Source organism: Bradyrhizobium sp., from assembly GCF_019242285.1.
Taxonomy (GTDB): Bacteria; Pseudomonadota; Alphaproteobacteria; order Rhizobiales; family Xanthobacteraceae; genus Bradyrhizobium.
Map to the genome: position 1 here is coordinate 1 of NZ_JAFAVV010000026.1, position 14,022 is coordinate 14,022.

The following is a 14,022-nucleotide window of genomic DNA, read 5'->3' on the forward strand; positions in this document are numbered from 1 at the left end:
CCACGAAGCAGTAGGGTGGGCTAGCTAAGCGGCCACATGCACCGAAGCATGCCACACGACGGCAGAAGCGCGCCCACCATGCGGAGCCCACGCTGTCGAGCAAATGGTGGGCACGGCGCCCACCCTGCGGTCTGCGGGGCGTGTCGCGCCTCTCACCTCGCGTACTGAACGCTACTCCGGAAATGTCGGCTCGCCGTAGGGATAGAACCGCTTCAGATCGACGTTCTCGTAAGGCAGCGCCGCGAGATGGATGGTGCCGAGGAACGGCTGGTCCGGCTCCACCAGCAGGATGGTTCTGGCAAAGCCGTTGTCGTCGAAACCGCGACGGAAATGCACCCGCGACTTGATCGCGAACACGTCGAACGCGTCAAGATCGAGCCCGAGCGCGCGCAGCGGGAACGGCTCCATGAGCTGCACCAGATAGGTCGAGAGGATCAGCACGTTGTCGCGCCCGAATTTCACCACCACCCAGAACTGGCCGTAGCCTTCCGCCGCGTTCAGAATCGTGCCCTGGATGCGCACCGGCTCGCCTGCGGATTCGTCGACGCGTCCGCCGATCTCCATGTCGAAGGCATCGCCGGCCTTCACGCCGCTCGCCTTCAGCCTCGCGGTCGCGGCGGCGTCGGCGATGGTTGCGATCAGCGTGCGCGACAGATCCTGCGCGACGATCTCGCGCAGCAGGAAGGTCGCCGAGCCCGAGCGATCGCTGTGATCGGCAAGCACGACCGGCGTCTCGTCCTTCGCAATCGCCTGCTTCGCCAGCGCGACGCCGTCGGCGATCGAATGGATTTTCGTGGTGGACAAGAGCGCCTCGCGCCGGCGCCAGGCAAAGGCCGCGATGTCGTCGGCGATCTCAGCCGCAAGCTTCGGATTGCCGTTGGTCATGACCTGCACGGTCATACCGACGTCCGGCACGTCGGCGAAGGGAAAGCCGAAGAACACGTTGACATGGACGTCGGTCTCGCGCGCCTCCCAGACCAGCGCGCGCTGGCTCAGATCCATCCATGGCGAGGCGCCGGTCCACATCCTGACCGTCGCCGTGATGATCGGCACCTTGCGTGTCGCATGTGCTACCTCAAAGTCGCCGCGGATCATGCGCACCAGCAGGCGGGCGGCGCGTTCGCCTTGCAGATATTCGTCGTAATGCGGGAAATATTTCACCGCAAAGCCCATGTCGGCGTGCTTGAGGAATTCGTCGTCTTCATTGCCGTGCAGGTCGAAGGTCGCGGCGATGCACGCCCGCGGCCCGACCACCTCGCGCACCCGCCGCGCCAGCTCGGCCTCCGGCCGCGGCACGCCGCGCACCGCCATGGCGCCGTGGAGGGCGAGATAGACGCCGTCGAACGGGCCTTGCGCTCTCAGCCCCTCCAGCATCCTGCCGACCAGGGTCTCGAACGCCTCACGCGTGACCCAGCCCGATCCCGTATAGGTCTTCGGCCACAGCGGCGATTCGATGCCGACCAGTTCGACACCCTCGAACTCGCGCGCCATCTTCACGAAACCGCCGATGTAGGATTTCGGATAGGACGCGAGCAGCGCCTCGCCGCGCGCCGGCGAGCCCTGATAGATGAAATCGTCCAGCGTGGTGTCGTTCTTCAGGAATGTCACCGTCTCGTGCGCGAAATGCAGCACGGCGATGCGGATTTTCGCGCTCATACCCCTCACCTCAGCCCGAAGCGGACGCCGGCGCGGGCGTAGCCGCCGGATAGGCCGATGACGGTGCCATCGGCGCGCCCGAACACGATGTTTCCGGGCTTTGACGGTGCGGTCAAGCATGAGCGCCCGCAACCCACGGCACGCAATCGCGAAGCGGACAACCGTCCACGCAAAAAAGTCACCCCGCGATCTGTGGACCGGTATTTTACGGTAAGGTCTCGTTAACCATGATTAACGATTGTCGGGCCAAGGTCGAGGGCAGTGATTCGGACTGCCGCGATCTGCTCTTTTCGGTCAGGCCGCAACATCCTGGGCAAGTGCTGCCCGGCATCGCGGAAGTGGTGCATGTGCGTGTGGCGTATCGGCTTAGCCTCGCAACCATCGCAGGAAACTCCTTTCATGCACACGATCGTAATGGCCACGCAAAAGGGCGGCAGCGGCAAGAGCACGTTGTCGATCGGACTCGCCGTCGCGGCACAGCAGGCCGGGCACCGGGTCCGCCTGATCGAGACCGACAAGCAGGGCACGCTGTCGAACTGGCAGGTCCGGCGCGGCCTCGTGGAGCCGATCGTCGAGCCGATCTACAACGCGCTCGACATCGAACGCCGCCTGCAAGCGCTCGCCCGCGGCGGCGTCGCCCTGACCATCATCGACACCGCAAGCGGCATCAACGCCGCGACCACGGCCGCGATCCGCCATTGCGACCTCTGCCTGATCCCGTCCCGGCCGAGCGTCCCCGACATCGAGGCGACGGCCGCGACGCTGAGCGTGGCGCGCGCCTGGCGCAAGCCGTTCGCCTTCATTCTCAACCAGACGCCGATCCGGGCCGGCCACCGGACCAGCGGCGCGACGGCCGCGCTCGACGAGAGCGCGCCGCGCGACATCGACGAGGTGCTGGCACAACCCTTCATCGTGATGCGCAACGACCACCAGGACGCGCTCGCCGCGGGGCTCTCCGTCAGCGAGTTCGCGCCGTCCGGCAAGTCCGCCGAGGAAATCCGCGGCCTCTGGCAATGGGTCGAGAACCATCTGACCGGGGGCATTGTCGCCGCCGTCGAGCAGGAAGCCGCCGCGTCCGCCTATCCCGACGTGGAATTCCCGATCCTGCTGTCGCGGGCCACACGGCAGACCTCGACCGACGCGCCCGCATCCTATCCGCTGTCCACCTGGGCGGACGCCAAGCTGGATTTGGATCTCGATTCGAATCCGAATGCCGGTTCGGCGTCGAGTCTTCCTTGGGATTCCGGTCTGTGAGCTGAGGGGCGCTCGTGCTCGAACATGATCCGGGGGGATCATGCTCACCTTGAGAGCGTGAGCGGGGCCCCCGGATGGCGCAAGCCGTCCGGGAGAAACGCCGGACGCTGCCGCAAACGGCCGTCCGGCGTTTTCGCTTTTCAGGGCGTCGGACCCCCGCGGCCGAGCCAGACCTGCCGCGTCACCTTCCATTTCTCCGCTTTGCTCTGGCCGCTGTGGTGCAGGAGCTCGATATGGCCGACGAACTCGGCACCGGTCTTCTGCTTGACGCGGCGTGAGGCGACGTTCGCGGCCGCGTTGCAGACATGGAAACTCTCGATGCCGAGCGTGTTGAACGCGAAATCGTTCACCGCGGCCACGGCCTCCGTCATCAGACCCTGGTTCCAATAGGGCTCGGCGAGCCAGAAGCCGCGATTGCCCTTCGGCGCCTCGGGGTCCGGCCGGAAGCGGATGTTGCCGATCGCCTCACCGCCGCCCGCGCGCAGCACCAGCACCCAGTTGTAGACCTCGTCGCCGGCCGCAGCGCGTGCCAGCTCATGCCGGATGAAAGCCCAGGCGCCGTCGTCGGGATAGGGCCAGGGCACGACCGCCGCGAGGTTGCGGATGATGTTCCAGTTGTTGAAATGGCGCTGGATCGCGGGCGCGTCGGAGAGCGCGAGCGGCCGCAGGATCAGCCGCTGCGTTTCCAGGGTCGGCGTAGCCATGGCGGCCCTCGTCACTTCTGGCATTTCGGGCACCAGAAGGTCGATCGCCCGTTCTGGGTGAAGCGGCGCACCACGCCACCGCAGCCGCAAGGTTCACCCTCGCGGTCATAGACCTTGAACGCATGCTGGAAATAGCCGAGGTCGCCATTGGCCTGGCGATGGTCGCGCAAGGACGAGCCGCCGGCCCGGATCGCCTCGTTGAGCACGGCATGGATCGCGTCCACCAGCCGTCTTGCCAATTCGGTCGGCTCGCTTTTCCGATTGGCCAGCGTCGAGGCCTGCCGGCGCGGCGACAGATGCGCGCGATAGAGCGCCTCGCAGACATAGATGTTGCCGAGGCCCGCGACGACGCGCTGGTCGAGCAGCGCGGCCTTCAGCGTGGTCTTCTTGCCGGCGCAGGCCGCAGCCAGCAGCGCGGCGTCGAATTCATTGCCGAGCGGCTCGGGGCCGAGCCCGCGGAGCAGCGGCTCCTCTTCGATCGCATGCCGTGCGATCACCTTCATGTAGCCGAACCGGCGCGGATCGTTGAACACGATGTCGGCGCCCGAGGACATGTGAAACACCACATGGTCGTGCGCGGTGTCCTTGCCGCGCGGATGATGGAATTGTCCGGGCGCGTGTGCCGTTTCCAGCTTCTGGATACGGAACGAGCCGGACATGCCGAGATGCATCAGGAGCACGTCTCCGGAAGCAAGATCGGCCATCAGATATTTCGCGCGACGGCCGAGCCCGGTCACGACCTGGCCGTCGAGCCGGGCGGTAAAATCCTTTTGAAAGGGAAAACGCAGATCCTTGCGGCGCGCCTCCGCTTTCAGGATTTTCGACCCTTCCATGACCGGCTGCAGGCCGCGGCGCACGGTCTCGACTTCCGGCAGTTCAGGCACCGTTCAACCTCTAAGTCATTCACCTTGTGAAAGTGACGTGATAGCCCCATTGCGCCGGCCGCGCTATGGTCTGGCGTTGTTGGAGAGAGCGGATGGATCGGCCGGACGAAACCACCCATTTCGGCTTTCGGGATGTCCCCCTGAACGAGAAGCAGACGCTGGTGAACGACGTGTTTCACAGCGTGGCCTCGCGCTACGACCTGATGAACGACCTGATGTCGGGCGGGCTGCACCGCATCTGGAAGGACATCATGGTCAACGCCCTCAATCCGCCGAAGGGCGACCATCCGTTCGCGCTGCTCGATGTCGCCGGCGGTACCGGCGACATCGCCTTTCGCGCGGCAAAGCTGTCGGGTGCCGGCTTTCGCGCCACCGTGTCCGACATCAATGCCGACATGCTGCGGGTCGGGCGCGACCGCGCGGTGAAGCGCCATCTCGACGATCGCACAGCTTTCGTGGAGGGCAATGCGGAGAGCCTCGCCTTCCCTGCCCGCGCCTTCGACGGTTACACCATCGCCTTCGGCATCCGCAACGTGCCGCGGATCGACCTCGCATTGAGCGAGGCGTTCCGGGTGCTGAAGCCGGGGGGACGTTTCCTTTGCCTGGAGTTCTCCAGCGTCGACGTGCCCGGGCTCGACCGCCTCTACGACCTGTTCTCGTTCAAGGTGATCCCGCCACTCGGCCGCTTCGTCACCGGCGACGCTGCTTCCTATCAATATCTCGTGGAATCGATCCGCAAATTTCCGAGAGCGCCGGCCTTCGCCGGGATGATCCGCGCGGCCGGCTTCTCCCGCGTCAGCTGGCAGAGCCTTTCCGGCGGGATCGTCGCGCTGCATTCAGGCTGGCGTTTGTGATCTCCGCTTTGACCCACATCGCGCGCGTTGCTCGCGCCGGCTTCGTGTTTGCGCGCGAAGGCGTGTTCGGCGTGGTCGACCCGTCGCTGGTACCGCCGCCCGGCCAGCTTGCGCTCAAGCTCACCCGCCTGGTCGAGCGCCGCGGCGCCAAGTCCGGCCCGCGACTGTCGCGGGCACTGGAGCGGATGGGACCGGCCTATCTCAAGCTTGGCCAGTTCCTCGCCACCCGGCCGGACGTGGTCGGCGTCGTGCTGGCGCGCGATCTCGAGTCGCTGCAGGACCGGCTGCCGCCGTTCCCGCAAGGCGAGGCCGAGACCGTGATCGCGACCTCGCTGGAGCGGCCGATCACCAAGGCTTTCGTCCATCTCGGCCCGGCGGTCGCCGCCGCTTCGATCGCGCAGGTGCATCGCGGCGAGATCGAGCGCCGCGGTGTGCGCCAGTCGGTCGCGGTGAAGGTGCTGCGGCCCAATGTCGCCTCCCGCTTCCGCCGCGACCTCGCGGATTTCTTCTTCGTCGCCCACAAGGCCGAAGCCTATTCGGCGGAGGCGCGACGGCTGCGGCTGGTCGAGGTCATCAACACCATGTCGCGGTCGGTGGCGATGGAGATGGATCTCCGGCTCGAGGCCGCCGCGATGTCGGAGATGGCCGAGAATACGCGCGGCGATCCGGACTTCCGCGTACCCGCCGTCGACTGGGACCGCACCACCCACAACGTGCTGACGATGGAGTGGATCGACGGCATCCCGCTCACCGACCATACGCGGCTGGAGCAGAGCGAGATCGACCTGCCCGAGCTCGGCCGCAAGGTGATCCAGAGCTTCCTCCGCCACGCGCTGCGCGACGGCTTCTTCCACGCCGACATGCACCCCGGCAACCTGTTCCTCGACGCCCAAGGGAGGCTGGTCGCGGTCGATTTCGGCATCATGGGCCGGCTCGGGCTGAAGGAGCGGCGCTTCCTCGCCGAGATCCTGCTCGGCTTCATCACCCGCAACTACCGCCGCGTCGCCGAGGTGCATTTCGAGGCCGGCTACGTGCCCTCGCACCATTCGGTCGACAATTTCGCCCAGGCGCTGCGCGCCATCGGCGAGCCGATCCACAACCGCACCGCCGAGGAGATTTCGATGGCGCGGCTGTTGACCCTGCTGCTCGAGGTCACCGCATTGTTCGACATGCGCACCCAGCCGCAGCTGATCCTGCTGCAGAAGACCATGGTGGTGGTCGAGGGCGTGGCACGCGGCTTCGACCCCAGGCTCGACATTTGGAAGGTTGCCGAGCCGGTGGTGCGGGAATGGATCGAGCGCAACCTCGGTCCGATCGGTCGGCTCCAGGGTGCGGCGCTGGGCGTCGGCGAGCTGCTCCGGCTCACCACCGGCGTGCCGGAAATTGCCGGTCGCGCGGTGGCCGTGCTGGGGCAATTGGAGACCATAACCCGGGGAGGCATCACGCTGTCGCCCGAAACCATTGCCGCGCTCGGCCGCAGCGAGGGCAAGAAGAGCCGTTGGCGGACCGTCGCGCTCTGGATCATCGCCGCGACCTTCATCGGCATTCTGATCGCCGTGGCCCGCCTGTGATTGCAATGCAATCACGGAACTGATAGCATTGCTATCATCCCTCCTTCAGGAAGCCATCCATGGCCAGCCTGACCGTCCGCAAGCTCGACGAGGCCATCAAGGCCTATCTCCGTCTCCGCTCGGCCCAGAACGGCCGCTCGGTCGAGGAGGAAGTGCGCGTCATCCTGCGCGAATATGTGCAAGGACGGCCGGAGCCGCTGTCAACGCTGCCCGCCGAGATGTCGGCCGAGCCGGCATGGCCTGAAAATATTTCTACTGCTGAGCCCCGCGTCACTTTGATCATCGGCGGCGGAATTGCCGCCTACAAGTCGCTCGACCTGATCCGGCGCCTGAAGGAGCGGCACATCCGGGTGCGCTGCGTGCTGACTCATGCTGCGCAGCATTTCGTCACCCCGCTTGCAGCAAGCGCCCTGTCCGGCGAACGCGTCCATACCGACCTGTTCGATCCGCACAGTGAATTCGATGCGGGCCACATCAGGCTCGCCCGCGACTGCGACCTGATCGTCGTCGCACCCGCGACGGCGGACTTGATGTCGAAGATGGCGCAGGGCGCCGCCGACGATCTCGCCAGCGCCGTCCTGCTGGCGGCGACCCGGCCGATCCTGCTCGCGCCGGCGATGAACCCGGCGATGTGGAGCAATGCCGCGACCCGACGTAATGTCGCCGAGCTCGAGCGCGACGGCGTCGCCCTGGTCGGGCCCAATGCCGGCGAGATGGCGGAGGCCGGCGAAGCCGGCACCGGGCGAATGGCCGAGCCGTTGGAGATCGTCGCCGCCGCCGAACGCTTCCTGCGTCCGAAAAAGCCCGGGCTGCTGTCGGGCAAGCGCATCCTGATCACCGCGGGTCCGACCCACGAGCCGATCGACCCGGTGCGCTATATCGCCAACCGTTCCTCCGGCAAGCAGGGGTTTGCCATTGCCGCCGCGGCGCGGGCCGCCGGCGCCGAGGTCGTCCTCGTCGCAGGCCCGGTCGAGCTCGACGCACCCAAGGGCGTCTCGGTCGTGCACGTGGAATCCGCGCGCGACATGCTGAGGGCGGTCGAGGCGGCGCTGCCGGTCGACATCGCAATCTTCGCCGCGGCGGTGGCCGACTGGCGCGTCATGAGCCAAGGCGAGCAGAAGCTGAAGAAGACCGACGCCGCGATGCCGCCGTTGCAGCTTGTCGAGAACCCCGACATCCTCGCCACCATCTCGCATCGCGCGGAAGGCCGCCCCTCCCTGGTGATCGGCTTTGCCGCCGAGACCGAGCATCTGATCGACAACGCCAAGAGCAAGCTCCGCCGCAAGGGCTGCGACTGGATCGTCGCCAACGACGTCTCGCCCGCAACCGGCGTGATGGGCGGCGACCGCAACACCGTGCATCTGCTGCGGCGCGACGGCGACACCATCGGCCTCGATTCCTGGCCCGTCATGACCAAGGAGCAGGTCGCGGTCGCCCTCGTCGCCGAGATCGCACGAGGCGTCAGCGAGCGCGCGGAATCGGAGCCAACGACGTGACGGCCACGGTCAGGATAGAGGTTCTCCAATTGCCGCATGGCCGCGGCCTGCCGCTGCCTGCATATCAGAGCGGGCAGGCCGCCGGCCTCGACCTGCTGGCCGCTGTCGACGAGGATACGCCGCTCGTGCTCCAGCCGGGCATGCATGCGCTGGTGCCGACCGGGCTGAGCCTCGCGCTGTCCGCGGGCTTCGAGGCGCAGGTGCGGCCGCGCTCGGGGCTCGCTGCCCGGCATGGGGTCACCGTGCTCAACGCGCCGGGCACCGTGGACGCCGATTACCGCGGCGAGGTCGGCGTGCTCTTGATCAATCACGGCTCCGCGCCGTTCGTCGTCCGCCGCGGCGACCGCATTGCGCAGATGGTGATCGCGGAGGTCGCGCGCGCCGAGCTCGTTCCGTCCGCCACGTTGCCGGCAAGCGACCGCGGCAGCGGCGGTTTCGGCTCGACCGGTCGATAATTTGACCGAATCGGCTTCGACAAATCGCAGCGACTAACAGCTCGTTCGGTTTTTTCCCCAGCGAGTTTTGCGTTCACGGTCTGGACTCTTACCCCCTGACTCCGCTTGGCGATATTGTTTCTCGATTCGCTCGGTGGGGAACCAACATCGGGCGGAATATTCATGCGGTTTTGGGGCGAACCATGTCAGGCGTAATCGTGTCGATACGTCGGACGTTGTTGTCGTGCACAACGCTGGCGCGCGACGGCCTGCTCGGAACCGCCGTCGCGGCCCTGCCCATCGCGCCCCCCGCGCTGGCGAGCGATCCCGCATTTCCGGGCGCCGTGATCAGCCTTTTCGACTTCAACCGCCAGGAGATCGCGGTGCTCGCCACCGCGCTGGCGCTGCTCGGCTTCTCGGTACTCGCAGCCATCCTGTTGATGCGCAGCCGGCTGCGTGCCGCGCGCAGCGAAGCACGGCTGTTGGCCGACATCGCCGACCTGCAGATCAAGGCCGACCGCTACCGGGCGCTGCTGTTCGCCGAGCCGCAGGTCCTGATCGCCTGGGCGGCCGGCAGCAATCGCCCGCAGGTCTCGGGCGACCTCGTGCTCCTGACGCAGCAGGACTCGCCGCAGCGTGTGCTCGCTTTCGGGACCTGGCTACCGCCCGAGCCAGCGCTGCAGCTCGACCACGCGGTCAACGCGTTGCGTGAGGCCGGCGAGGGCTTCGTGCTCAACCTCACGACCTCGAACGGCCATGCCGTCGAGGCGATGGGCCGCGCCATCGGCGGACAGGCCATCGTCCGGATTCGCGAGCTCTCGGGCCTCAGGCGGGAGCTGGCGGAAACCAACCTGCGACTCCGCGCGCTGCTGGAGGAGAGCGAGTTGCTGCGCGGCTTCGCGGCATCGGCGCCCTGGCCGATCTGGGCCAAGGACGACAAGGGCGCCCTGGCCTATGCCAACGCCGCCTATGCCCAGGCGACCGAAGTCGGCAGCGTCGCCGAGGCAATCGGCCGCAATCTCGAGCTGCTCGATTCCAGCGATCGCGCCGCCATGGAGCGTGCGCTCGGCAGCGAAGCCGCCTTCAACGCCCGCGTTCCGATCGTGACCGGCGGGGCGCGGCGAATCTACGACGTCCGCGCGGTCAATGTCGGCGCCGGCAGCGTCGGCGTCGCCATCGATGCCAGCGAGGCCGACGCGCTGCGCTCGGCGCTGGTACGGATGGCCGAAGCCCACCGCCGCACGCTCGATCAATTGTCGTCCGGGGTGGCGGTGTTCGATGGCCAGCGGCGCCTCGCCTTCTATAACGACTCCTACCGTCGGCTGTGGGACCTCGACCCGTCCTTCCTCGACGCCCATCCCGACGATTCGACGGTGCTCGACCGCCTGCGCGCCTCGCGCAAATTGCCCGAGCAGGCCGACTTCCGCGCCTGGAAGGCCAAGCTGCACGAGGCGTATCGTGCGATCGAGCCCACCAAGGATGCCTGGTACCTGCCCGACGGACGGGCGCTTTCCGTCGTCACCACGCCGAGCCCCGAAGGCGGCGTGACCTATCTGTTCGACGACGTCACCGAGAGCCTCGACCTCGCGCGGCGGTTCGACGGCCTGATCCGGGTCCAGCGCGAGACGCTCGACAGCCTCGCCGAGGGTGTCGCGGTGTTCGGCAGCAACGGCCGGGCGCAACTGTTCAACCCGACCTTCGCCAGAATGTGGAAGCTGTCGCCGGAGGCGCTGCGCGAAGCGCCGCACATCGACACGGTGGCGGCCTGGTGCCGGCCGCTGTTCGACGACGCCGACGCCTGGCGCAGGATCCGCGAGGCGATCACCGCGATCGAGAACCGGATCGACCTGCCGCTGAAGCTGGAGCGCAAGGACGGCAGCGTGCTCGACTGCATGAGCCGGCCACTGCCCGACGGCGCCACAATGTTGACGTTCCAGGACATCACCGATACCGAGAACGTCGAACGCGCGCTGCGCGAGAGCAACGAGGCGCTCGAAGCCGCAGGCCAGATGAAGATCGATTTCGTGCACCACGTGTCCTACGAGCTGCGCGCGCCCCTGACCACGATCATCGGCTTCGCGCATTTCCTGAGCGATCCCTCGACCGGCCCGCTGAACCCCAAGCAGGCCGAATATCTCGACTATGTCACCAAGTCGACCAACGCGCTGCTCGCGCTGACCAACAACATTCTCGATCTCGCCACCATCGATGCCGGCGCGATGCGGCTCGAGCTCGGCCCGGTCGACATCGGCAAGGCGATCGAGGCCGCCGCCGAAGGCATCCAGGATCGGCTCGCGACCGACCGCATCCGCCTCAAGGTCGACGTCGCGCCCAACATCGGCAGCTTCATCGGCGACGAGCGGCGCGTTGTACAGGTGCTCTATAACCTGCTCGCCAACGCGGTCGGCTTCTCGCCGCACGATTCGACCGTCATCGTCACCGCCCGCCGCACCGAGCGCAGCGTGCTGTTCACCGTGACCGATTCCGGCCCCGGCATCTCGCCCGACGTCAAGGACAAGGTGTTCGACTGGTTCGAGAGCCATTCACAGGGCTCGCGCCATCGCGGCGCCGGCCTCGGCCTTTCACTGGTCCGCTCCTTCGTCGAGCTGCATGGCGGCAAGGTGCGCGTCGATTCGGTGGTCGGCAAGGGCACCGCCGTCACCTGCGATTTCCCGATCGACCAGGCGGCGCAACGCAGCGCCGCGGAATGAGCCCGCCCACCACATTCACGGTCGCGCTCGCAAGCGAGACCGCCACCGCGCAGCTGATGGCGGACCTCGCACTGCTGATCGGCCCTGGCGACGTCATCGCGCTGTCTGGCGATCTCGGCGCCGGCAAGACTGCGGCGGCGCGCGCGCTGATCCGCTATCTCGCCGATGACGAGACGATCGAGGTCCCGAGCCCGACCTTCACGCTGGCGCAGAGCTACGACCTGCCCGCGTTCCCGTTGCTGCACGCCGATCTGTATCGGATCAACGACGTCAGCGAGCTCGAGGAGATCGGCCTGTCGCCGCTGCCGGAAGGCGCCGTGGTGCTGATTGAATGGCCGGAACGCGCGCCGGATGCGCTGCCGGCCGACCGCATCGACATCGCCCTTGGGCCCCAGCCGGCGCTGGGCGCCGAGGCGCGCGCGGCCGAGATCACCGGCCATGGCCGGATGGCGGCGACCGTCGCGCGGCTGGAGACACTGCGACGCTTTCTCGACGAGGCCGGATTTGGCGTCGCGCGGCGGCGCCGGATGGCCGGCGATGCCTCGACGCGTTCCTACGCGCGGCTCTATCGCGACGACACCTCCTTCATCCTGATGAATTCGCCGAAGCGCCCTGACGGACCGGCGATCTATGCCGGCCGCCCCTACAGCGCCGCGGTGCATCTCGCCGAGGATGTCCGCCCGTTCGTCGCGATCGCCAACGGCTTGCGTGCCCAGGGCTTCTCCGCGCCGGCGATCCATCACCAGGATCTCGAGGCCGGATTGCTGGTCACCGAGGATTTCGGCGGCGGCGGCGTGACCGAAGGCGATCCGCCGGGACCGATCATCGAACGCTACGAGGCCGCGACCGACCTGCTCGCCACGCTGCACGGCAAGGCGCTGCCCGAGACTCTGCCGTTGCCGGAGCAGACGGCCTACGCGATCCCGTCCTTCGATGTCGAGGCGTTGCTGATCGAGATCGGGCTGATGCTGGAATGGTACCTGCCGGATCGCGGAATCGCGCCGAGCGAGGCGCTGCGGAGCGAGTTCACGTCCCTGTGGCGCGCGTTGTTGCTGCAGCCGGCAATGGCGGTGCGAACCTGGGTGCTGCGCGACTTCCACTCGCCCAACCTGATCTGGCTGGCGGAGCGGCGCGGCATTTCGCGCCTCGGCATCATCGATTTCCAGGACACCGTGCTGGGATCCCCCGCCTATGACGCGGTGTCGCTGATGCAGGACGCGCGGATCGATGTGCCCGAGGCCACCGAGCTCACGCTGTTCTCCCGCTACGTCCGGGCCCGGCGCGCGGCCGACGATGGTTTTGACGCCGCGGGCTTCGCCGCGCTCTACGCGCTGATGTCCGCCCAGCGCAACACGCGGCTGCTCGGGACCTTCGCGCGGCTCAACCGGCGCGACGGCAAGCCGCATTATCTGCGCCATCAGCCTCGGATCTGGACCTATCTCAGCCGCTCCCTTGCGCACCCCTCGCTGGCGGCGCTGCGGGCCTGGTATGCCGCCAACGTGCCGCCGCCGGTTCCATAGGGTTCGCCGATTTACCTGTTGTTAGGCAGCCCTCCGTAATCTCACGGAGAAGCTGCGCAGCGGGCGGGAGCGAAGCATGCCGAATGAGCGCCAAAAGGGCGACCGCGTCACCTTCGAGCGCGGAATTCCCGCGCACATGATGGCGATCGACGGCACCTGGCGGCGCGACTGCATCCTGGAGGACGTCTCCGAGACTGGCGCCAAGCTGTCGGTCGACGGCTCCGTGCTTGGATTGCATTTGAAGGAATTTTTTCTGCTGCTGTCGTCGTTCGGATTGGCGTACCGGCGCTGCGAATTGGCCTGGGTCAATGGCGACCAGATCGGGGTCAATTTCCTCAAGCAGGGCGACAAGAAGCGCAAGGCGGCGGCGGCGCGTCGCCAGCAGGCCGAGGTCTGACCGCCGGGAGCCCTTGCGACCCTGCCCCTCCCGCGACAACAAAAGCCGTACCGCGCCGTTGCGGCCGATCGAAGCCGGGCTCATCTTGAGCCTGGCAACAGGAGGGTTTTGTGATGGCCTCGCTGAAAGACAAGACGCTGTTCATCTCCGGCGCGAGCCGCGGCATCGGGCTTGCGATCGCGCTGCGCGCCGCGCGCGACGGCGCCAACGTCGCGATCGCGGCGAAGACCGCCGAGCCTCATCCGAAGCTGAAAGGCACGATCTTCACCGCTGCCGACGAGATTCGCGCTGTCGGCGGCAAGGCGCTGCCGCTCGTCTGCGACATTCGCGACGAAGCCCAGGTGATCGCGGCGATCGAGCGGACCGTGGTCGAGTTCGGCGGCATCGACATCTGCGTCAACAATGCCAGCGCCATCAGCCTGACCAATTCGCAAGCGACCGACATGAAGCGGTTCGACCTGATGATGGGCATCAACACCCGCGGCACCTTCATGGTCTCGAAATACTGCATTCCGCACCTGAAGAAGGCGGCCAATCCGCA

Annotated in this window: 12 protein-coding genes; 9 read left to right on the top strand and 3 right to left on the bottom strand. The window is 67.1% G+C overall.

Annotated features, from left to right (window positions below; all coding sequences use genetic code 11):
• Window positions 1-171: 171 nt before the first annotated feature.
• Entirely contained in the window at window positions 172-1,656 is a 1,485-nt protein-coding gene (locus JOY90_RS01285; RefSeq protein ID WP_291689366.1) for a M81 family metallopeptidase, read from the bottom strand.
• A 399-nt stretch (window positions 1,657-2,055) separates the two neighbouring features.
• Here JOY90_RS01285 and JOY90_RS01290 point away from each other — a divergent pair, with 399 nt between their 5' ends.
• The gene (locus JOY90_RS01290; RefSeq protein ID WP_291689367.1) at window positions 2,056-2,910 is read left to right on the top strand and encodes a ParA family protein; all 855 of its coding nucleotides are present in this window, start codon (window positions 2,056-2,058) and stop codon (window positions 2,908-2,910) included.
• 140 nt (window positions 2,911-3,050) lie between these two features.
• On the opposite strand, the gene JOY90_RS01295 is transcribed toward JOY90_RS01290, so the two are convergent.
• Window positions 3,051-3,614, bottom strand: coding sequence for a GNAT family N-acetyltransferase (locus JOY90_RS01295; protein WP_291689368.1), 564 nt, complete (start codon window positions 3,612-3,614; stop codon window positions 3,051-3,053).
• 11 nt (window positions 3,615-3,625) lie between these two features.
• Complete coding sequence (gene mutM / locus JOY90_RS01300) at window positions 3,626-4,498, bottom strand: bifunctional DNA-formamidopyrimidine glycosylase/DNA-(apurinic or apyrimidinic site) lyase (RefSeq protein ID WP_291689369.1); 873 nt, start codon at window positions 4,496-4,498, stop codon at window positions 3,626-3,628.
• A gap of 92 nt (window positions 4,499-4,590) precedes the next feature.
• Here mutM and ubiE point away from each other — a divergent pair, with 92 nt between their 5' ends.
• The 8 genes from ubiE to JOY90_RS01340 form a co-directional block, all read left to right on the top strand.
• Window positions 4,591-5,352 (top strand): bifunctional demethylmenaquinone methyltransferase/2-methoxy-6-polyprenyl-1,4-benzoquinol methylase UbiE, encoded by a 762-nt coding sequence (gene ubiE, locus JOY90_RS01305; protein ID WP_291689370.1) that lies wholly within the window; start codon window positions 4,591-4,593, stop codon window positions 5,350-5,352.
• The gene (gene ubiB, locus JOY90_RS01310; protein WP_291689371.1) at window positions 5,349-6,923 is read left to right on the top strand and encodes a 2-polyprenylphenol 6-hydroxylase; all 1,575 of its coding nucleotides are present in this window, start codon (window positions 5,349-5,351) and stop codon (window positions 6,921-6,923) included. Before ubiE ends, ubiB begins: the two co-directional genes overlap by 4 nt.
• Window positions 6,924-6,982: 59 nt before the next feature.
• Window positions 6,983-8,419: a bifunctional phosphopantothenoylcysteine decarboxylase/phosphopantothenate--cysteine ligase CoaBC gene (gene coaBC, locus JOY90_RS01315; RefSeq protein ID WP_291689372.1), complete on the top strand. Its 1,437-nt coding sequence runs from the start codon at window positions 6,983-6,985 to the stop codon at window positions 8,417-8,419.
• Window positions 8,416-8,874 carry a dUTP diphosphatase gene (gene dut, locus JOY90_RS01320; protein ID WP_291689373.1) on the top strand — a complete coding sequence of 153 codons (459 nt, stop codon included), beginning with the start codon at window positions 8,416-8,418 and terminating at the stop codon, window positions 8,872-8,874. Before coaBC ends, dut begins: the two co-directional genes overlap by 4 nt.
• Before the next feature lie 182 nt (window positions 8,875-9,056).
• Complete coding sequence (locus JOY90_RS01325; RefSeq protein ID WP_291689374.1) at window positions 9,057-11,564, top strand: PAS domain-containing sensor histidine kinase; 2,508 nt, start codon at window positions 9,057-9,059, stop codon at window positions 11,562-11,564.
• Window positions 11,561-13,084: a tRNA (adenosine(37)-N6)-threonylcarbamoyltransferase complex ATPase subunit type 1 TsaE gene (gene tsaE, locus JOY90_RS01330; protein ID WP_291689375.1), complete on the top strand. Its 1,524-nt coding sequence runs from the start codon at window positions 11,561-11,563 to the stop codon at window positions 13,082-13,084. The genes JOY90_RS01325 and tsaE overlap by 4 nt, the downstream gene beginning before the upstream one ends.
• Before the next feature lie 76 nt (window positions 13,085-13,160).
• Window positions 13,161-13,481 (top strand): PilZ domain-containing protein, encoded by a 321-nt coding sequence (locus JOY90_RS01335; RefSeq protein ID WP_291689376.1) that lies wholly within the window; start codon window positions 13,161-13,163, stop codon window positions 13,479-13,481.
• A 113-nt stretch (window positions 13,482-13,594) separates the two neighbouring features.
• Window positions 13,595-14,022, top strand: a 428-nt coding sequence (locus JOY90_RS01340; RefSeq protein WP_291689377.1) for an SDR family NAD(P)-dependent oxidoreductase, incomplete at its 3' end; no start/stop codon positions are given.